We start from the raw sequence: 18660 nt of genomic DNA, 5'->3' as shown, positions 1-18660 counted from the left end.
GGGTGGTTTGCCCGGCTCGGCGAGGGTCGCGTACGCTGATGCACGCTGTAGAGGGAACGCTGAAATTCGATCAGCGGCGAGTGCGACGGTCCGTGCGATACTTTACCGGTATCCCTTCGTCGCGTCGTCGCGGTGATTTGGCAGCGTACCGAAAGATCCAATGTCCGCAACCGACCACAATCCGTCCGGAGCAAACCCACATATGCCCACCACCGTCACCTCGCCGCAGGTAGCCATTAACGACATTGGCTCCGCCGAGGATTTCCTGGCCGCCATCGACGCAACGATCAAGTACTTCAACGATGGTGACATCGTCGAGGGCACCATCGTCAAGGTCGATCGTGACGAGGTCCTGCTCGACATCGGTTACAAGACCGAAGGCGTCATCCCCTCCCGCGAACTTTCCATCAAGCACGATGTCGACCCCAACGAGGTCGTTTCCGTGGGCGACGCGGTCGAGGCCCTTGTCCTCACGAAGGAGGACAAGGAAGGCCGCCTGATCCTGTCGAAGAAGCGGGCGCAGTACGAGCGCGCGTGGGGCACGATCGAGGAGCTCAAGGAGAAGGACGAGGCCGTCAAGGGCACCGTCATCGAGGTCGTCAAGGGCGGCCTGATCCTCGACATCGGTCTCCGTGGCTTCCTGCCCGCCTCGCTCGTCGAGATGCGTCGTGTCCGCGACCTCCAGCCGTACGTCGGCAAGGAGATCGAGGCCAAGATCATCGAGCTCGACAAGAACCGCAACAACGTGGTTCTGTCGCGTCGCGCCTGGCTCGAGCAGACCCAGTCCGAGGTCCGCTCCGAGTTCCTGCACCAGCTCCAGAAGGGCCAGGTCCGCAAGGGCGTCGTGTCCTCCATCGTCAACTTCGGTGCCTTCGTGGACCTGGGTGGCGTCGACGGCCTGGTGCACGTCTCCGAGCTCTCTTGGAAGCACATCGACCACCCGTCCGAGGTTGTCGAGGTCGGCAACGAGGTCACCGTCGAGGTTCTCGACGTCGATCTGGACCGCGAGCGCGTCTCGCTGTCGCTCAAGGCGACCCAGGAAGACCCGTGGCGTCAGTTCGCCCGGACCCACGCGATCGGCCAGATCGTGCCCGGAAAGGTCACCAAGCTGGTTCCCTTCGGCGCCTTCGTGCGCGTCGAAGAGGGCATCGAGGGCCTGGTGCACATCTCGGAGCTGGCCGAGCGCCACGTCGAGGTCCCGGACCAGGTTGTCGCCGTCGGCGACGACGCGATGGTCAAGGTCATCGACATCGACCTCGAGCGTCGTCGTATCTCCCTGTCGCTGAAGCAGGCGAACGAGGACTACAACGCCGAGTTCGACCCGTCGAAGTACGGCATGGCCGACAGCTACGACGATGCGGGCAACTACATCTTCCCCGAAGGCTTCGACCCCGACACCAACGAGTGGCTCGACGGGTTCGACAAGCAGCGTGAAGAGTGGGAAGGCCGTTACGCCGAGGCCGAGCGTCGCCACAAGATGCACACTGCCCAGATGGAGAAGATGGCAGCCGACGCTGCCGCCGAGGCCGCCGCTGGTGGTCCCGTCGCGGGCAACTACTCCTCCGAGACCGGTGGCAGCGCTCCTGCGTCCACCTCCGGTCCGGCCGAGACCACGGGCGGCTCGCTGGCCAGCGATGCCCAGCTCGCGGCTCTGCGGGAGAAGCTCTCCGGCAACGCCTGATTCAGGCACAGCACCAACCGAAGGCCCTGGTCCGTACGGATCAGGGCCTTCGGCCTGTTCCGGGGTGGTTCAGCGCCCGACGCGGAAGGTGGCGCGGGTTGCGAGGTCGTGGAGGAGCACGACGGTGAGAGTCGGATCGTCGCCTTGCGCAGGCCGACGCTCGACGAAGTCTTCCTGTGTGGCCTCGGGTCGGACCGTCCGGGAGCGGGGCGTTCCGGGCGCGGCGGTGTGGCTCTACGCGGCCGTCTCACAAACCATCGGGTGCAGGCCTGGTTGGGCTCGATCCCGCACTCGTCACCATGTGCACGCCGACTCCCTGAGCTGCTGGTCGCGGGACCGGCTCTCGCACTGCGGATGTGGGGACTGTGCCCGGGCTGCTCGCGTGGGGGAGCTATGGCGCCCTCGGGGCTCAGGCAAGCAGTTTCGGGCTGAAATGCGCGAGCTGGCCCGTCCGCTCGGGTCGTGTGCGCGGGAAACCGGATTCGACGTCGACGTGCCGACCACCCGGAGGGCAGCCGTCAGTGACGACAGGACCTCTACGTCGAATGGCTTGCTCGGCAGTGCGCCCGGTTCGGCCGATCAGTTCGCGGCGGCGGCGGGCGACCAGTAGGCAGCAGTCATGCTGGGGCGTTTGCGCATCGCGGCGAAGCTGTGTCTGGCGGGGGAGAGCAGGGTGCTGAACCAGGAGCGTCGGTACTCGGCGAGAGTCGCTGCGACGGCGGGGAATTCGATGCAGTGCACGCCGTTCGGCATACCGAGGCGGTGGCGAGCCGCCCGGTCGTTCCTGGTACTCATGGTCATCCTGTCGGTAGTCGTGCGGCCTTCACGCCTGCGCGGAAGATTAATCCACGCGACGCGCCCGGCGCGGGATCTACCGCCGCTGCGCGCGTGGGCGTGTCGCGGGACCTGCCCCGACCGGACGGCCGGGATGCGAGACTGGGCCCATGTTGCGGATCGGCCTCACCGGAGGCATGGGAGCGGGTAAATCCACAGTGGCGCGGACACTGGTCGAGCTCGGGGCGGTACTCATCGACTCCGACGCGATCGCCCGCGAGGTCGTCGCGCCCGGCACGCCGGGCCTGGCGGCGCTGGTCGAGGAGTTCGGTGAGCGGATCCTCAAACCCGACGGCAGTCTCGATCGGCCTGCGCTGGCCGCGGTCGCGTTCGCCGACGACGTCTCACGCGGCAAGCTCAACGCGATCACCCATCCGCTGGTCGGGGCACGCACCGCGGAACTGATCGGCGACGCGCCCGCGGATGCCATTGTGGTGCAGGATATTCCGTTGCTCGTCGAGAACGGGCTCGCGCCGCTGATGCAGCTCGTCGTCGTGGTCGGAGCGCAGGAGGAGACCAGGCTGCGCAGGCTGGTCGAGCATCGCGGCGTGGACGAAGCGGATGCGCGAGTCAGGATCGCCGCACAGGCCACCGACGATCAGCGTCGCGCGGTCGCCGATGTCTGGCTCGACAACAACGGCGCGCCGGACGTGGTCGAGGAGCAGGTCCGTGCGCTGTGGACGGGGCGCTTGGTGGCGTTCGAGCGCAATCAACGCGAGGGTGTTCGCGCGCGTGCCGACTATCGTCTCGTCACCAACCCGGAATGGGACATGCAGGCGCGCAGGATCATCGCCCGGCTGCACCTGGCGTGTGGTGCGTCGGCGGTGCGTATCGACCACGTCGGATCGACCGCGGTACACGGCCTGCCCGCCAAGGACATCATCGATATCCAGGTGACGGTGGCAAACATGGCCACGGCCGAATCACTGACGGGCGCCTTGACGGCGGCCGGCTTCCCCCTGGCAGCTCGGGTGACGCACGACAATCCGAAGCCGAGCCCCGGCGACTCCGCAGGCACCGACATCACGCTGTGGGGAAAGCGCCTGCACGGCAACGCCGATCCCGGGCGGCCCGCCAATATTCACCTGCGCGTGCAGGATTCGCTCGGGCAGCGATTCGCGCTCGACCTGCGTGACTGGTTGCGGGCCAACGAGAGCGCGCAGGCAGAGTATCTGGCGGTCAAGCGTGGGGCCGAGATCGCGGCGACCGATCTGGCCGGTGACGCGGCCGGTGACGCCTACTACGGGGTGAAGGAACCGTGGTTCGACGCGATCTATCCGGTGGTCACCGAGTGGGCGCGGGTTCGGGCGTGACCTGCGCCTCCATCTGTTAAACACCAATGTTTCGGAAACTGTCCGCACACTGTCGCGCGCTGTGTAAATTGTGCGAAGTCACTACAGGGTGACTCGATTCACAGGGAAGTTGTAGCGCGTATGACAACACATCACCGTCAGATCGGCCGTGCGGGCTTCGGCATCACCGCACTCGGCGCCGTCGCCGCCAGCATCGTGCTGGCCGCCCCGCAGGCCTCGGCCTGGGTCGGCAACCTCGGCGTCGCCGGAACCGACCACAAGGTCGGCTGTAGTTACAAGCTGACCGCGAGCGTCGAGGTCGACCGGCTGACCTCGGTGAAGTTCACCGACAACGGCGTGGACATCCCGGGCAGCCCGGTCTCGCCGTCGCTGCTGTCGGGCACCGTGAGCATCACCTGGAAGCCGACCACGGCGGGCCAGCACAAGCTGGAGGCACGTCAGCTGCTGATCAGCGACTCGATCACCGTCACAGTCGGTGCTGCGGGCAGCACCGGCAGCGCGTCGTGTGGCGGCGGCCTCGCGGACCTGTTCCCGAGCCTGTCCGCCGGCTGACACCGGTTTCGGCGAACCGCCCGGACCACTACCGAGGTCCGGGCGGTTCGTCGTTTCGGCGCCAGGTCAGCGTCATCCCGAAGGTGCTCAGCCACTCCTCGAGGCAATACCCGTGCGCGGCGATTCCGTCGATCGCGGTGGTCGCGTGTTCGATCGCGGCCTGGCACTGCGCGGCGTCGAGCAGGCCCCCGGCGTGCGCGGCGAGGAGTTCGTCGACGTCGACGAGCCGGACATCGCGTCGGGTGCGGACCAGCACATCGAGGTAGTGGTCGACCGAGCGCCACAGCGTCGGCGACTCCTTGGTGAACGCACCGATATCGACATAGATGTCCTGCCACTGGTCGACGCCGGGGTTGTAGTGGAGTTTCGACGCGCGCAACGACAGCTCGGGCAGTACCCACGATTCCAGGTAGTGGAAATGCGCGTGATCGGAGTGGCGACCCATGTACAGGCCCCACGGCTCCACCCGATAGACCTCCACAGGACGCACGAAGCCCTTGGGATCGGTGTTCGTTGCGGCCTCGACGTCGAAGTACTCGACCTTGGGCGGATGCACGTGCACGGTGGATGCCTGCGTCATGAGCGCAGAATCTACCGGCTGACCGCTGCGGGCGTCGTGGCGGCGAACGTGTCGGTGGTCGCGCCTAAGCTTGGCCCATGGCATTCGCAACCGAGATCCCGACGGAAGGGTACGAAGAGCGGGGTCACCCGATCGCCCATTCCGAACACCGCCCCGTCGGCACGATCGAGCGCACCGGCGCTCGGTTCGAGGTGGTCAGCGAGTACTCGCCCGCCGGCGACCAGCCCGCGGCCATCGCGGAGCTCGAACGCCGGGTGAACGCGGGGGAGAAGGACGTCGTCCTGCTCGGCGCCACGGGCACCGGTAAATCGGCGACCACCGCGTGGCTGATCGAGAAGCTGCAGCGACCCACCTTGGTGATGGCGCCGAACAAGACTCTCGCCGCCCAGCTCGCCAACGAGCTGCGCGAGATGCTGCCCCACAACGCGGTCGAGTACTTCGTCTCGTACTACGACTACTACCAGCCCGAGGCCTACATCGCCCAGACCGATACCTACATCGAGAAGGACAGCTCGATCAACGACGACGTCGAGCGGCTGCGGCACTCGGCGACCTCGAGTCTGCTGTCGCGTCGCGATGTCGTCGTGGTCGCCTCGGTGTCGTGCATCTACGGCCTCGGCACGCCGCAGTCGTATCTGGATCGGTCGGTGCAGCTCGAGGTCGGGGGCGAGATCGACCGCGACGCGTTGCTGCGGTTGCTCGTCGACGTGCAGTACACCCGCAACGACATGGCGTTCACCCGTGGCTCGTTCCGCGTGCGCGGCGACACCGTCGAGATCATCCCCTCCTACGAGGAGCTGGCGATCCGCATCGAGTTCTTCGGCGACGAGATCGAGGCGCTCTACTACCTGCACCCGCTCACCGGCGATGTTGTGCGCCAAGTCGATTCGGCGCGCATCTTCCCAGCCACGCACTATGTGGCCGGGCCGGAGCGGATGGAGCGGGCGGTCGCCGACATCGAGTCCGAGCTGGCCGCGCGGCTGGAGGAATTCGAACGCCAGGGCAAGTTGCTCGAGGCGCAGCGGTTGCGCATGCGTACCGAATACGACCTGGAGATGATTCGCCAGGTCGGCTTCTGCTCGGGGATCGAGAACTATTCGCGCCACATCGACGGGCGTCCGGCGGGTTCGGCACCGGCGACGCTGCTCGACTACTTCCCGGACGATTTCCTGCTGGTGATCGACGAATCGCACGTCACGGTGCCCCAGATCGGCGGCATGTTCGAAGGTGACATGTCGCGCAAGCGCAACCTGGTCGATTTCGGTTTCCGGTTGCCCTCGGCGGTCGACAACCGCCCGCTGACCTGGGAGGAGTTCGCCGGGCGAATCGGTCAGGCGGTGTATCTGTCGGCGACTCCCGGCAACTACGAGCTGGGTCAGGTCGGCGGCGAGGTGGTCGAGCAGGTCATCCGCCCGACCGGGCTGGTCGATCCGAAGGTCGTGGTCAAGCCCACCAAGGGCCAGATCGACGACCTGGTGCACGAGATCCGTGAGCGCTCCGAGCGTAACGAGCGGGTCCTGGTCACCACGCTCACCAAGAAGATGTCCGAAGACCTCACCGACTACCTGCTCGGCCTCGGCGTGAAAGTCCGCTACCTACACTCCGAGATCGACACGCTGCGCCGCGTCGAACTGCTCCGCCAGCTGCGCCTGGGCGAATACGACGTGCTCGTCGGCATCAACCTGTTGCGCGAGGGCCTCGACCTGCCGGAAGTGTCGCTGGTGGCGATCCTCGACGCCGACAAGGAGGGCTTCCTGCGGTCGAGTACCAGCCTCATCCAGACCATCGGCCGCGCGGCGCGCAATGTGTCCGGCGAAGTGCACATGTACGCGGACAAGATCACCGACTCGATGCAGCACGCCATTTCCGAGACCGACCGTCGCCGCGCCAAACAGATCGCCTACAACACCGAACACGGTCTCGATCCGCAGCCGCTGCGCAAGAAGATCGCCGACATCCTCGATCAGGTGTATCTCGAGGCCGACGACGAGGTGGCCGTCGGTGGATCGGGTCGCAACGCCAGCCGTGGCAGGCGTGCCCAGGGCGAGCCGGGCCGGGCGGTCAGCTCGGGCATCTACGCCGAACGCGACGTGAAGTCGATGCCACGCGCCGCACTGGCCAATCTGGTCGCCGAGCTCACCGCGCAGATGATGAACGCGGCCCGCGAACTGCAGTTCGAATTGGCAGGCCGGTTGCGTGACGAGATCGCCGACCTCAAGAAGGAGCTGCGCGGCATGGACGCCGCGGGGCTCAGCTGAGCGATGTCGAGCCGAGCCCGGCGGCGAGCATCGTCAGCCCTGCTCCGCCATCCAGGCGGCGACGCGGCGGTCGGCCTCCTCCTTGGAGACGTCCTCCACACGGGTGATCACCGCCCAGCGGTGGCCGAAGGGGTCGATCACCACGCCGAAGCGGTCGCCGGTGACGAAGGTCTGCGGCTCCTCGGCGCTGCGGGCACCGTGTTCGAGCGCGCGGGCGATCACCGCGTCCACGTCGGGGCAGTAGTGCACCACCGAGGTGTGCACCCAGTCCTCGGGAGCGCGAACATTGTTGTCGGGGATGGGCATTCCGAGCTGCAGGGTGGAGTCACCGATGAGCAGTTCGGCGTGCGCGGGCTGGCCGTCGGGCTGATCGGCCCGGCTGAGCACCTTCGCCTCGAAGACCGCGGTGTAGAAGTCGATGGCCGCGTTGCCGTCCGGCACGGCCAGGAAACAGGTGATGGAGTGGTAGCCCTCCGGAACGGGCGCAACGGGATTGGTCATGACTACGATCGTGCGCCGGCGCCGACGAGCCGTCTTGTAAGAACGCGACAGAGCGGCCGGTGATGACAGCAGCGCCGGACCCCGGCGATGTGAGGGGAATCCTGCACCCGCAACAGCAGGCCAGACACCGGTCGCTGAATCGGCTCGGGGTCGGGCCCGCACTGGCCGAGTTCGCAGATCGGTATTGGGTGGTGCGTTGGGATCTGCGCGGTCAGCCCAGTTATGCGGCCGAAGTGCTGTCGTTCCCGTGTGTGAATGTCACCTTCGAACGCAGCATCACCCGTACCGGTGGCTTCGTCAACGGTGTGTGCACGACGAAGTACGTCCGCGAACTCGCCGGGGAAGGCGAAACCTTCGGTATCCGGTTCGCTCCCGGCGGTTTCGGTGCCTTCACCGGCACGGATGTCGCAGCGCTGCGCGATGATTCGGCTCCGCTGAGCGCGGTGTTGCCTGCGGCGGCGGGGCTGGCCGAACGGGTACTGGCCGAGCCGTCCGACGAGCGCAGGCGGGTCATCGTCGAGGAGTTCTTCGCGGGCCGTGGTCGCACCGACGACCCGCACTACGCGCTGGTGACGCGCATCGTCACGGCCATGGCCCACGATCCTGAGCTGACCAGGGTCGACCAGGTCACCGATCGTTTCGCGATTCCGATCCGCACCCTGCAACGGCTGTTCCGCCGCTACGTCGGCGCGGGGCCGAAATGGGTGCTGTGCCGGTTCAGGTTGCAGGACGCCGCCGATCGGCTCGCGCACGGCCGTCCTGATCTCGCGGTACTCGCCGTCGAGCTCGGCTATTTCGATCAGGCGCATTTCAGCCGCGAATTCACCGCCGAGATCGGGATGTCACCGATGGAATACGCCCGCAGCGCACAGGCGGTGAGCGCGGACTCCACCACACGGTGATCGCGTGTACAGACCCTAGAAGTAAGGGGTCTGAAATATTGACATTTTAACTTGGGGGGATGTGGCCGGTCGATAGTGTCACCGCATTCGCAGCGGCAGCCGCTGCGTGCGAGAAGTCAGGACATCATCAGTGACAACATCTTTCGACCGGACCGCGCGCCGCGGTGCCACGCTCGCGACCGCATTGGCCGCGGCGGCCCTACTCGCGCCGGGCGCGCACGCGGATATCTCGGACGGCCAACGGGTCGCTGTATCGGGCGCCGACCATCAGGTCGGCTGCTCCTACACGGTGGTCGCGGTCAACGTGGTCGGCTACAGCTCCGGCAACACCGGCGCGCCCGTGACCTTCTACGACAACGGGGCGGTGATCGACACGGTCTCGGTCCCGACCATCGGCGAGACCAAGACCACCTGGCGTCCCAGCACCGCCGGGTCGCATCAATTGACGGCCAAGGTCGACAGTTACATCAACACCTGGTGGATCACCCCCGCCACGGTGACCGTCGCCCCGAATACCGGCACCGGAAGCGCCGCCTGCGGGCTCCCCAGTTTCTCCGGCTGATGTGATCAAAGTCCTAGTCGCGCCGCACTGTTGATTGTGTTGTGATAGGCCACAATTTCTCCGATCCGGCTTCTTATCGGCGCAGGTGGATCTTCTCGACTGTCGCGAAGGACACCGTGACATCGGGTGCGAGCGTCAACACTCCCGGTGTGATCTGTTGCGATTTCTGATAAATCGGCCGGATTTGGCGTTAGGGTCGATCCAATTGCCGCACTGACGCTCGATTCCCGAGTGGTTCGGTGCTGGCACCGACCAAGTTGGAGGAGAGATGACCGCCTACCGGACCATTGTCGTCGGTACTGATGGGTCGGATTCGTCGTACGTGGCGGTGGAGAAGGCCGCGGCGCTCGCCGGGGACGCGGAGGCAACTCTCGTGCTGGCCTGCGCCTACTTCCCGACCGATGACCGCGACGTCGCCGCCGCCGCCGATGTGCTCAAGGACGAGGCCTACCAGGTCCGTGGCTCGGCCCCGACCAACGAGATCCTGCTCGTCGCCCGGGAGAAGGCCTTGGCCGCCGGTGCGAAGAACATCGTCGACCGTGCGATCGTCGGCGAACCGGTCGATTCGCTGCTCGACCTCGTCAACGAGGTCGACGCCGACCTGCTCGTCGTCGGTAACCGAGGCCTCAACACCCTCACCGGCCGCCTGCTCGGCTCCGTCCCCTCGGACGTGGCGCGCAAGTCCCGTTCGGACGTGCTGATCGTGCACACCGTCCGCTAGTTCGAGATGACGAAGGCCCCTGACCGAGCCACGGTCAGGGGCCTTCGTCGCGTCTCATGCCGGTTCGAGCGAGGACAGGACCTCGGGCAGCTCCTCGGTGTGTACTACCGCGAGTCGCTGGGTCGCGCGGGTCAGCGCGACGTACAGGTCGTTGAGACCGCGCGGAGACTCGTCCAGGATCGCCTGTGGCTCCACCAGATACACGCGGTCGAACTCGAGGCCCTTCGCGTCGTGCACGGTGAGTACCTGAACGGATTCGCCTGCCAGCGAAGACAATTCGGCCACCAGGGTCGCGGGAGCGAGGACCGCGGAGGTGCCCGGACCGTTCTCGGCTTCGAGCAGCCGTGCCAGTTCGCCGGTGACGTCGGCGGGCGACACCCGGTAGGCGCGGGCAGGATTGCCGGTCTCGCGGACCGAACGCGGCACCTTGGTACCGGGATCGATCGCGGCGAGCACGTCGGCCGCGACGGCCATGATCTCGGCGGGGGTGCGGTAGTTCACCGTGAGCTCGGTGAGCTTCCAGCGTTGTGCCACATAGGGTTCCAGCGCCCGCTGCCAGGACGACGCGCCCGCCGGATCGCCGGTCTGGGCGACATCGCCGACGACGGTGATCCAGCGATTCGGGATGCGCCGCATCACCATTCGCCACGCCATCGCCGAGAGCTCCTGGGCCTCGTCGACGATCACGTGGCCGTAGGTCCAGGTGCGGTCGCCCGCGGCACGTTCGGCGGTGGTCTGCCGGTTGCCGAATTCCTGGCGCTGGGCCAGCTGGGAGGCATCGATCAGGTCATAGGCCATGAGGATCTCGGGATCGAGCTCGTCCTCGATGTCCTGGGGCGCGGAGCCGGTGAGGATGTCGAGGGCGTCCTGGGCCTCGGCGAGCTGGGCGCGCCAGCGGCGCCGTGATCGTTCGCGTTCCTCGGTGTCGTCGACCCCGAGCAGTTCGGCCAGTTCGTCGAGCAGCGGGGCATCGGCCGCGCCGAAGGTCCCGTCGTCGGAACGCACCAGCTCGGCGCGATCGTCGGGGCCAAGTGTCTTGGCGGCGCGGTCGAGGCGGGCCGGGTCGGCGAGCAGGTCGGCGAGCACTTCCTGGGGCGAGAGCACCGGCCACAGCGCGCTGATCGCCGCCTGCACGTGCGGGTCGGCGCGCATCTCGTCACCGATCTCGCTGAGGTCGGCGGCACTGAGCAGGCTCGTGCCGCCGGACAGGTCGGCGCCCATCGTCGCGGCGAGCTGATCGGTGAGCGCGTCGATCACCGACGACGCGAAGATCGGCCTGGCCAGATTGTGCGGGCGACGTGAGGAGCGGGCGCGGCCACGCGCGCGGGTCGCGATCTTGCGATCCAGCGTCACCGGATAGCCGTCGAAAGCCAGGCGCACCGGCTCCGACGGCACTTCCTGGCGGTCGCGCACGGCCTGCTTGAGCACCTCGAGCATGTCGAGGGATCCCTTGACCTCGCCGGCGCGCAGCGAATCCTCGCGCACCGCCTTCACTCCCGGATACAGGTCGCCGATGGTCGACAGCAGCACACCGGTCTCGCCGAGGGAGGGCAGCACCTGACCGATGTAGTCGAGGAACGTGGCGTTCGGGCCGATGATCAGCACGCCGCTCTTGGCCAGTTGCTGGCGGTAGGTGTAGAGCAGGAACGCCGCGCGATGCAGCGCGACCGCGGTCTTGCCGGTGCCCGGCCCGCCCTGCACCACGAGCACGCTCTTGTGCTCGGAGCGGATGATCGCGTCCTGCTCGCTCTGGATCGTCTCGACGATGTCGTTCATGTGCCCGGTGCGGGCGGCATTGAGCGCCGACAGCAGCGCGCTCTCGCCACCGACACCGTCGTCGGTGCCGACCACGCCGTCGCGTCGGGCGGCGTCGAGGTCGAGGTACTCGTCGTTGATCGCGGTCACCGCGCGGTTGCGCGAACGGATGTGCCTGCGGCGCGTGACGTCTTCGGGATTGGCGGTGGTGGCCAGGTAGAAGGGCCGGGCCAGCGGAGCGCGCCAGTCGAGCAGCAGCGGCTCGTAGTCGTTGTCCTCGTCGAGGATGCCGAGCCTGCCGATGTAGCGCGCCTCCTTCTCGGCGCCGTCGAGGTCGATGCGGCCGAAACACAGACCGTGCTCGGCGGCGTCGTACTTGGACAGGTCCTCGCTGTAGAGCTGGGTGAACGACTCGCGCTCACTGCGCGCCTGCGGTGTGCCGTCGGCCTCGAGCAGCACGGTCTTGAGCCGGTTCTGCGCGTACTCGCGCATGCCGTCGAGCCGGTCGTAGAGCACCGAGAGGTACTGCTGCTCCTGTTCGATCTCGCGGTCGTGCGCGGCCGGAGAGGCGTCGGCGAGGCGGTCGGGCAAAACAGGACTCCTTTTTTCGCCGGTTTGTCACCGCGTTGAGAACAAGATTGTCGAGTCTACGTGTGCGCGGGCGTGGTCGCCGCGCCCGGGAAGACTTCGTCGCCGAGAACCGGGGTGAAGTGTTCGACCACCGGGAAAGGCTCATAGAAAGGGTGCAACAGCGCACGCCAGCGCTGGTATTCCGGCGACTCACGGAATCCCACCGTGTGGTCGCTCAGGTGCTCCCAGCGCACCAGCAGCAGGTAACACTCGGGCCGCTCGACGCAGCGCGACAACGACAACCCGCCGAAACCGGGCATGGCCGCGATGATCGGATGCGCTTGCGCGAAGGCCGCTTCGAAAGCGGCGGCGGCATCGGGACGAACGGGTAACAACGCGTGTTCGACGATCACGCCGATCAGTCTGTCAGGAGGCGTGGGTGTTGTTCGAGCGTCGATTCTGACCGAGACCGAGCTCACGATGGGCCGACGGCTTGTCGCGGTACATCGCCACGTCGGCATCGTGCAGCACGGCCTCGGGGGTGCGGTGTTCGTGCGGGCCGAGTTCGGTGATGCCGACCGAGGCGCTCACCTCGAGGCGGTGACCGCTGGCGATGATCGGTTCCGACATCGTGGCGCGCAGCCGCTCGACCAACGCGGGTAGGTCCGCGCGCTGCGGGTGCCCGGCCAGCAGCACCAGGAATTCGTCACCGCCCAGGCGCCCCACCAGGTCTTCGCTGCGCAATGCCTGCTGTAGCCGCTGGGCGACGATCTGCAACACCGTGTCGCCGATGGCGTGCCCGAGGGTGTCGTTGATCGCCTTGAAACCGTCGAGGTCGATGAACAGCACGGTGGTGACCAGGCTGCCGCCCTCGTAGGCCAGCGCCGAGGACAGTTGCGACAGGATCAGCGAACGGTTCGCGAGCCCGGTCAACGCGTCGTGGGTGGCCTGGTATTCGAGCTGGCGCCTGCTGGCCCGGTACTCGGTGATATCGGCGAACGAGGACACTCCCGAGGAATCCCGACTGTCCGGGTTGAGCAGCCTGCAGTTGCACGACACCCACACCTGGTGCCCGTCGGCGCGCTCCACACCGAAGACGAAATGGGTCACCACCTCGCCGGTCGCGAGGGTGTGCGCCATCGGATGCTCGCCGGGCGGCAACGGCTGCCCGTCGCTGTCGACCATCCGCATCGGCAGGTCGTCGAAGAGCCGCCCGAGCACGGGTTCGGCGTCGTCGATGCCGAGTATGCGTTTGCCCGCCGGATTGATCGACTCGAGCCGACCCCGCCGGTCGACGACGAGCACGCCCTCTTCCAGTTGGGACACCACGGTCGTGAAATACGCTTCCGCCTGCCGTGCCGAGGCTTCGGCGGCGCGCTGCGCGGTGAGATCGTGCACCACCACCTGATAGGCCAGCTCGCCTTTCCACACGGTGAGCACCGACACCGTCTGCACCGGCACCGTGCGCCCGTCCACCCGCACCAGGTCCATGTCGGTGGGTGGCGACGCCGAGCCCTCGGCGGTGAGCTTGGCGATCCGGTCGAGCATGGCCGGCACGGAATCGGGATGGACGAAGCGGGTGATCGACAACCCCAGCAGGTCTTCGGCAGAGCGGGCGCCGAGCAGGCGCACCATGGCCGGATTGACGTAGACGATGGTCCCCGATTCGTGCACGCAGATGGCGTCGGGGGTGTGTTCGACCAGCGATCGGTAGCGCTGCGCGAGCTGTTCGGCGCTCGCCGCGTCGGTCCTTCCTTCTCCCATTGCGCAACCCCCGATCTGGGCCTGGTCTGCGGACGGCATACCGGACTAGTCTGGTGATCCTTCATGAAATTCCGCGAGGAGCGATGTGACACACGACGTGCTCACGGGCGGCATGACCCACCGAATCGATTCTATGTCGATAGCAGGCATCGGTGTCGTCTCCGGTTACGGATGGGGCCGCGAATTCCTGTGGCAGGGATTGATGGGGGGAAAACCGGCGGCCCGTTTGTACCCCGGCTACGGGCCGGGACGTGATCAGCAGGCCTGGGTCGGGCGTATTCCCGACGGCGGTGACCCGGCCTACGGCAGCGGTGTGTTCGGGCGTGCCGTGCAGGCGGCGGCCGCCGAGGCGATCGCCGACGCGCAGGCGCGTGGGTGGCGCCGCGACGGGCGCACCGTCGGTCTGGTCCATGCGTTCACGTTGGGCGATGTCGCCGACTGGCGAGATTTCTACCTCGTCGACGACGGCCACCGGCGCACCCGCGACTATCTGCGGATGCTGCCGTCGACACCGATCTCGGTGGTGATGCAGGAGTTCGGTTTCCACGGGCCCGCGATGAACGTGTCGGCGGCCTGCAGCTCGGGCAATGTCGGCGTGCTGACAGCGAAGATGTGGCGCGATGCCGGCCTGGTCGACGATGTGCTGTGCGTCACCACCGACGTCTCGGCCACCCCGGAAATGCTCGAACACTTCGTCGGCATGGGTGCCGCGGTCGCCGACGTCGACCCGTTCACCGCGTGCAGGCCCTTTCAGGAGGGCACGCTCGGATTCACCATGGCCGAAGCGTCGGTGGCGATGCTGCTGACCGACGCGGCCGAGCTGCCCTACGCACGAGTTCTCGGCGGCGCGATGACCAACGACGCCTTCCATGTCGTGTCGGTGGATCCCGTGCACGCCCAGATCATCGCCTGCGCCGAGCGCGCACTCTCGAATGCCGGGTTGGCCGCCGCCGACGTGGCCTATGTCAACGCGCACGGCACCGGCACCCGGCAGTGTGACGCCGCCGAACGCGACCTGCTGACCACCGTCTTCGACGACCGTCCCGCCATCACCGCGCTCAAGCCACTCGCCGGGCACTGCCAGGGCGCGTCCGCGGCGATCGAAGTCGCCGCGATCGCCCTGTCCTACGACCGTGGCATCGCCGCGTCGGCGCCGATCATGGCGCCCGCGCATCCGCGGTTGCTCGACGGCCCGACTCCGATGAGCGACAGCCCGACCCTGAAACTGTCGATGGGCATGGGCGGCAACAACGCCGCCGTGGTGCTGGCCCCCGCCTGACTCAGTCCTCGCCGGTCTCGGGCCCGCCCGCGAGGGCGAAACCGCCGGTGGTCGGTGCGTCCTGGGGCAGTGGCACCGCCCAGCGCAGCCGCGTGCCCGGCATCTCGGGGTGGTTGCCGTCGGCGTCGGCGCGCTTGGCAGGCCCGATCTCGAAGCGCCCGCCCGACTCCTGCGCGCGCTGCTCGAGATTGCGCAGCCCGCTGCGGATCACATGGTTCGGGATGCCCCAACCGTTGTCGGACACCGTGATCACCAGATCGTCGGCCACCTCGATCACGATCGCGACGGTGTCGGCGCCGGAATGGCGCACCGCGTTGCTCACCGCCTCGCGCACCACCGCCTCGGCGTGATCGGCCAGCTGCGAATCGAGCACCGACAGCGGGCCCGACACCTGGATCGTCGCGCGCAGGGCGATGTCGGCGGTCTGGCGCCGGATCGCGACCTCGAGGCGCTGCTGCAGCCCTTCGCTGTGGCCGGAGCCGCTGGCGTGCAGGTCGAAGATGGAGGTGCGGATCTCCTGCACCACCTCCTGTAGATCCATGATCACCGTCGAAAGTCTTTGCCGCACTTCGGGAACCACTGCTTTGGGCATGGTCGCCTGCACGGTGAGGCCGATCGCGAACAGCCGTTGGATCACGTGATCGTGCAGGTCACGCGCGATCCGGTCGCGGTCGGCGACGAGGTCGAGTTCCCGCATCCGCTGCTGCGCGTCGGCCAGCCGTACCGCCAGCGCGGCCTGATCGCAGAACGCCGCCGTCAGCTCGAGCATCTCGTCGGAGTACGGTGCGAAACCCGGCGGCCGGAAGGTCACCAGGACGCCGAGGGTGGCGTCGGGTGTGCACAGCGGCAGCACGAGAGCCGGTCCGGCGCCGGGTAATTCGGCCACCGGGAACTCGACGCCCAAGGTCACTTCCGACACATCGTCGAAGCGCAGTGGGGTGCGTCTGCTGAACGCGTCGCCCACCACCGTGCCCGCGATCGGGATGGTCTGCCAGTCCTGCCCCGCGTCCGGGCCCGTCCACTGCGTGACCACCAATTCGCTGATCTCGCCCGGCAATTCGTCGGGGACGGGCACCGAGGCGAGAAACGCCTGATGCGATCCGGTGAGCTTGCGCGCGTGATCGACCACATGACCGAGCACGCGATCGGATTCGGTCCCGGCCAGGAATTCGGTCGCGATATCGCGGGTGGCCTCGATCCAGGCCTGTCTGGTGCGTGCCTGTTCGTAGAGTCGCGCGTTGTCGACCGCGATGCCCGCCGCGGCCGCCAGCGCGAGCACCAGGACTTCGTCTTCCTCGGTGAACGGCTGCCCGTCGGACTTCTCGGTCAGATAGAGACTGCCGAACACCTCGTCCCGAATACGTACGGGCACACCGAGAAACGTGTGCATCGGCGGATGACCCACCGGAAAACCGATCGAGGATTCGTGCTGGGTGAGGTCGGCCAGGCGCAGCGGCGCCTTGTGCGCGAACACCGCGCCGAGTACGCCGTCGCCCGCGGGTAATCGCGCGATCCGGTCGCGGATCTGATCCGGCATGCCCTCGTCGATGAACTGCGCGACCTGCTGGTCGTGGCCGCGCACCGCCAGCGCGCCGTAGCGGGCGTCGACCAGGCTCATCGCGGTCCGCACAATGGTGCGCAGGGTCTCGTCCAGGTCGAGACCCGCGGTGACCGTGAGCATGGCCTCGACGAGGCCGTCCATCCGATCGCGCGAACCGATCATCACTTCGACCCGATCGGCGACCTCGCCGAGCAGACTGCGCAACATCTGCCGCGACACCGTCTGGTCAGCCGAATAGCGGCCGCCCCGACCGTCGTTCGCCATCGCAGTACCCCGTCTTCGCAGCTCCTCGAGTGAGTCCACACAAAGTCTAGTCCGCAAGGTGGGGACTTTCGGCCCTTCACTCGCACCGGCGGTAGTGGTGGCATTGGGCACCGGGAATTGGGATCGAGAAGTGGGGCACATGATGAATTCGTTGTCGAGCACCCAGCACTGGACGACCGCCGCGGACCCGGAGCTTGCCGTGACCACGCGTGGCGAAGTGCCGGCCCAGGACGTCACCCGCGCTGTCCGTGCCATCACTCGCGTCATGCGCAGGCATCACCTCGACAGTCCTGCCAGAGTGCGCGTCACCGCACCGCAGGGCTTCGACGAGCCGACCTTGGTGCAGGCCAATATTCGCACCAACGACACCTTCACCCGAGTACAGGTCACCGGCCCCGGCGGATTCGCCGTCACCTTCGCCGCCGAACGGCTCGACCGCCAGCTCGCCCGGCGCGCGGGCAAGGAATCGCGCGGCGCGTGGCCCGATCCGGCCCGTCGGCCGCTGGCCCAGATCACCGAGACGCGCCCGATCATCCGCCGCAAGGACTGTGCCCTGATGACCGGCACGCCGCTGGAAGCCAGCACCGTCCTGGACGCGATGGACTACGACGCGTATCTGTTCACCGATGCCGACACCGGCGAGGACGCCATCGTCACCTGGGCCGACCCGCACGGTGTCGCGCTGGCCAGGCAGCGGCTCACCGCTGCGGCGGACCCGTCGGTCGAGTTGCCGCTCACGGCGAGCGCGATGCCGGTGCGAGTGGTTCAGGACGCGGCTCCTGTCTTCGCCGAGGACGAGGCCTCCGACGCGCTGTGCGCCGCGGGGCTGCCCTACCTGTTCTTCACCGACAGCCACACCGGCCGCGGCAACCTGCTCTACCGCCGCTACGACGGGGACCTGACCATCGTCGTCCCGTCCTGATTCCTCACGGTTCGCGCAGCTTCGTCGCCAGGACGGCGGCCTGGGTGCGCCGTTCGACCCCGAGTTTCGCCAGCAGTCGCGACACATAGTTCTTCACCGTCTTCTCCGCGAGGAACATGCGCGCGGCGATCTGCCGGTTGGTCAGACCCTCGCCGAGTAATTCGAGTAGGCGGCGTTCCTGGTCGGTGAGCCCGGCCAGCGGCCCGGAGGGTTCGGCGCTGCGGCGCAGCCGGGCGCGCAGGGCATCGGCCGCGCGGGTGTCGAGCAGCGAGTGGCCCGCGCCGACCTGTTTGATCGCGTCGGCCAGCTTCATCCCGTCGATGTTCTTCACCACATAGCCACTGGCACCGGCCAGGATGGCGTCGAGCATGGCGTGCTCGTCGGAGAACGAGGTCAGGATGAGACAGCGCAGGTCGTCGAACTCGGCCAGGAGGTTGCGGCACAGCTCGATGCCGTTGCCGTCGGGTAAGCGCACATCGAGGACCGCGACATCGGGGCGGGCCTCGCGAATGCGCACCATCGCCTCGGCGACTCCGCCCGCCTGACCGATCACAGTGAGTTCTGGATCACCTTCGAGCAGGTCGATCAACCCACGCCGGACGATCTCGTGGTCGTCGACCAGGAACACCTCGAGCACTCCG

Annotated in this window: 17 protein-coding genes; 9 read left to right on the top strand and 8 right to left on the bottom strand. The window is 67.4% G+C overall.

The annotated features are described in order from the left end of the window. The first annotated feature begins 202 nt into the window (after positions 1 to 202). The gene (rpsA, locus tag ACFWUR_RS20745; RefSeq protein WP_378908904.1) at positions 203 to 1681 is read left to right on the top strand and encodes a 30S ribosomal protein S1; all 1479 of its coding nucleotides are present in this window, start codon (positions 203 to 205) and stop codon (positions 1679 to 1681) included. A 579-nt stretch (positions 1682 to 2260) separates the two neighbouring features. Here rpsA and ACFWUR_RS20740 read toward each other — a convergent pair. After that, a complete protein-coding gene (locus ACFWUR_RS20740) occupies positions 2261 to 2476 on the bottom strand; it encodes a hypothetical protein (protein ID WP_378908903.1) in 216 nt (71 codons plus the stop codon). A 149-nt stretch (positions 2477 to 2625) separates the two neighbouring features. On the opposite strand from ACFWUR_RS20740, the gene coaE reads away from it, so the two are divergent. Continuing rightward, positions 2626 to 3828, top strand: coding sequence for a dephospho-CoA kinase (gene coaE, locus ACFWUR_RS20735; protein ID WP_378908902.1), 1203 nt, complete (start codon positions 2626 to 2628; stop codon positions 3826 to 3828). A 120-nt stretch (positions 3829 to 3948) separates the two neighbouring features. Beyond that, positions 3949 to 4380: a hypothetical protein gene (locus ACFWUR_RS20730; RefSeq protein ID WP_378908901.1), complete on the top strand. Its 432-nt coding sequence runs from the start codon at positions 3949 to 3951 to the stop codon at positions 4378 to 4380. Between the two features lie 28 nt (positions 4381 to 4408). Here the strand turns inward: ACFWUR_RS20730 and ACFWUR_RS20725 are convergent, their stop codons facing one another. Next, positions 4409 to 4960, bottom strand: a complete 552-nt coding sequence (locus tag ACFWUR_RS20725) for a DUF402 domain-containing protein (protein WP_378908899.1) — start codon at positions 4958 to 4960, stop codon at positions 4409 to 4411. A 77-nt stretch (positions 4961 to 5037) separates the two neighbouring features. Between ACFWUR_RS20725 and uvrB the strand changes: the two genes are divergently transcribed. Next, on the top strand, positions 5038 to 7218 hold the full coding sequence (gene uvrB, locus ACFWUR_RS20720; protein ID WP_378908898.1) for an excinuclease ABC subunit UvrB: 2181 nt from the start codon (positions 5038 to 5040) through the stop codon (positions 7216 to 7218). A 33-nt stretch (positions 7219 to 7251) separates the two neighbouring features. On the opposite strand, the gene ACFWUR_RS20715 is transcribed toward uvrB, so the two are convergent. Beyond that, the gene (locus ACFWUR_RS20715; protein ID WP_378908896.1) at positions 7252 to 7719 is read right to left on the bottom strand and encodes a VOC family protein; all 468 of its coding nucleotides are present in this window, start codon (positions 7717 to 7719) and stop codon (positions 7252 to 7254) included. 62 nt (positions 7720 to 7781) lie between these two features. Between ACFWUR_RS20715 and ACFWUR_RS20710 the strand changes: the two genes are divergently transcribed. From ACFWUR_RS20710 to ACFWUR_RS20700, 3 genes are all read left to right on the top strand, one after another. Then, the gene (locus tag ACFWUR_RS20710) at positions 7782 to 8621 is read left to right on the top strand and encodes a DUF6597 domain-containing transcriptional factor (protein ID WP_378908895.1); all 840 of its coding nucleotides are present in this window, start codon (positions 7782 to 7784) and stop codon (positions 8619 to 8621) included. Between the two features lie 130 nt (positions 8622 to 8751). After that, a complete protein-coding gene (locus ACFWUR_RS20705) occupies positions 8752 to 9183 on the top strand; it encodes a hypothetical protein (protein ID WP_378908893.1) in 432 nt (143 codons plus the stop codon). A 268-nt stretch (positions 9184 to 9451) separates the two neighbouring features. Further along, a complete protein-coding gene (locus ACFWUR_RS20700) occupies positions 9452 to 9904 on the top strand; it encodes a universal stress protein (protein ID WP_378908892.1) in 453 nt (150 codons plus the stop codon). A gap of 54 nt (positions 9905 to 9958) precedes the next feature. Here ACFWUR_RS20700 and ACFWUR_RS20695 read toward each other — a convergent pair whose 3' ends face one another. Genes ACFWUR_RS20695 through ACFWUR_RS20685 form a run of 3 tightly spaced genes read right to left on the bottom strand, consistent with a single transcriptional unit; the run spans position 9959 to position 13993 of the window. Further along, positions 9959 to 12250 carry a HelD family protein gene (locus tag ACFWUR_RS20695; protein ID WP_378908891.1) on the bottom strand — a complete coding sequence of 764 codons (2292 nt, stop codon included), beginning with the start codon at positions 12248 to 12250 and terminating at the stop codon, positions 9959 to 9961. 56 nt (positions 12251 to 12306) lie between these two features. After that, complete coding sequence (locus tag ACFWUR_RS20690) at positions 12307 to 12642, bottom strand: antibiotic biosynthesis monooxygenase family protein (RefSeq protein ID WP_378908890.1); 336 nt, start codon at positions 12640 to 12642, stop codon at positions 12307 to 12309. A 13-nt stretch (positions 12643 to 12655) separates the two neighbouring features. Continuing rightward, the gene (locus tag ACFWUR_RS20685; RefSeq protein ID WP_378908888.1) at positions 12656 to 13993 is read right to left on the bottom strand and encodes a diguanylate cyclase domain-containing protein; all 1338 of its coding nucleotides are present in this window, start codon (positions 13991 to 13993) and stop codon (positions 12656 to 12658) included. Between the two features lie 133 nt (positions 13994 to 14126). Here ACFWUR_RS20685 and ACFWUR_RS20680 point away from each other — a divergent pair, with 133 nt between their 5' ends. Beyond that, positions 14127 to 15272 carry a beta-ketoacyl synthase N-terminal-like domain-containing protein gene (locus tag ACFWUR_RS20680; protein WP_378908887.1) on the top strand — a complete coding sequence of 382 codons (1146 nt, stop codon included), beginning with the start codon at positions 14127 to 14129 and terminating at the stop codon, positions 15270 to 15272. 1 nt (position 15273) lies between these two features. Here ACFWUR_RS20680 and ACFWUR_RS20675 read toward each other — a convergent pair whose 3' ends face one another. After that, positions 15274 to 17097, bottom strand: coding sequence for a GAF domain-containing protein (locus ACFWUR_RS20675; RefSeq protein ID WP_378908886.1), 1824 nt, complete (start codon positions 17095 to 17097; stop codon positions 15274 to 15276). Positions 17098 to 17236: 139 nt separating this feature from the next. On the opposite strand from ACFWUR_RS20675, the gene ACFWUR_RS20670 reads away from it, so the two are divergent. After that, entirely contained in the window at positions 17237 to 18019 is a 783-nt protein-coding gene (locus ACFWUR_RS20670) for a sigma 54 modulation/S30EA ribosomal C-terminal domain-containing protein (protein ID WP_378908885.1), read from the top strand. Positions 18020 to 18023: 4 nt separating this feature from the next. Here the strand turns inward: ACFWUR_RS20670 and ACFWUR_RS20665 are convergent, their stop codons facing one another. Next, entirely contained in the window at positions 18024 to 18656 is a 633-nt protein-coding gene (locus ACFWUR_RS20665) for a response regulator transcription factor (RefSeq protein WP_358115086.1), read from the bottom strand. Positions 18657 to 18660 lie beyond the last annotated feature (4 nt).

The sequence above is a fragment of the Nocardia sp. NPDC058633 genome, from assembly GCF_042717045.1.
In the GTDB taxonomy this organism is placed as follows: Bacteria; Actinomycetota; Actinomycetes; order Mycobacteriales; family Mycobacteriaceae; genus Nocardia.
This window is presented reverse-complemented; position numbering and strand designations above follow the sequence as displayed.

What these genes read in the sequence shown, in the direction of transcription:
- rpsA (WP_378908904.1), top strand. Translation starts at nt 203, where the DNA reads ATGCCCACCACCGTCACCTCGCCGCAGGTAGCCATTAACGACATTGGC.
- coaE (WP_378908902.1), top strand. Translation starts at nt 2,626, where the DNA reads ATGTTGCGGATCGGCCTCACCGGAGGCATGGGAGCGGGTAAATCCACA.
- ACFWUR_RS20740 (WP_378908903.1), bottom strand. Translation starts at nt 2,476, where the DNA reads ATGAGTACCAGGAACGACCGGGCGGCTCGCCACCGCCTCGGTATGCCG.
- ACFWUR_RS20710 (WP_378908895.1), top strand. Translation starts at nt 7,782, where the DNA reads ATGACAGCAGCGCCGGACCCCGGCGATGTGAGGGGAATCCTGCACCCG.
- ACFWUR_RS20700 (WP_378908892.1), top strand. Translation starts at nt 9,452, where the DNA reads ATGACCGCCTACCGGACCATTGTCGTCGGTACTGATGGGTCGGATTCG.
- ACFWUR_RS20675 (WP_378908886.1), bottom strand. Translation starts at nt 17,097, where the DNA reads ATGGCGAACGACGGTCGGGGCGGCCGCTATTCGGCTGACCAGACGGTG.
- ACFWUR_RS20725 (WP_378908899.1), bottom strand. Translation starts at nt 4,960, where the DNA reads ATGACGCAGGCATCCACCGTGCACGTGCATCCGCCCAAGGTCGAGTAC.
- ACFWUR_RS20730 (WP_378908901.1), top strand. Translation starts at nt 3,949, where the DNA reads ATGACAACACATCACCGTCAGATCGGCCGTGCGGGCTTCGGCATCACC.
- ACFWUR_RS20715 (WP_378908896.1), bottom strand. Translation starts at nt 7,719, where the DNA reads ATGACCAATCCCGTTGCGCCCGTTCCGGAGGGCTACCACTCCATCACC.
- ACFWUR_RS20680 (WP_378908887.1), top strand. Translation starts at nt 14,127, where the DNA reads ATGTCGATAGCAGGCATCGGTGTCGTCTCCGGTTACGGATGGGGCCGC.
- ACFWUR_RS20670 (WP_378908885.1), top strand. Translation starts at nt 17,237, where the DNA reads ATGATGAATTCGTTGTCGAGCACCCAGCACTGGACGACCGCCGCGGAC.
- uvrB (WP_378908898.1), top strand. Translation starts at nt 5,038, where the DNA reads ATGGCATTCGCAACCGAGATCCCGACGGAAGGGTACGAAGAGCGGGGT.
- ACFWUR_RS20685 (WP_378908888.1), bottom strand. Translation starts at nt 13,993, where the DNA reads ATGGGAGAAGGAAGGACCGACGCGGCGAGCGCCGAACAGCTCGCGCAG.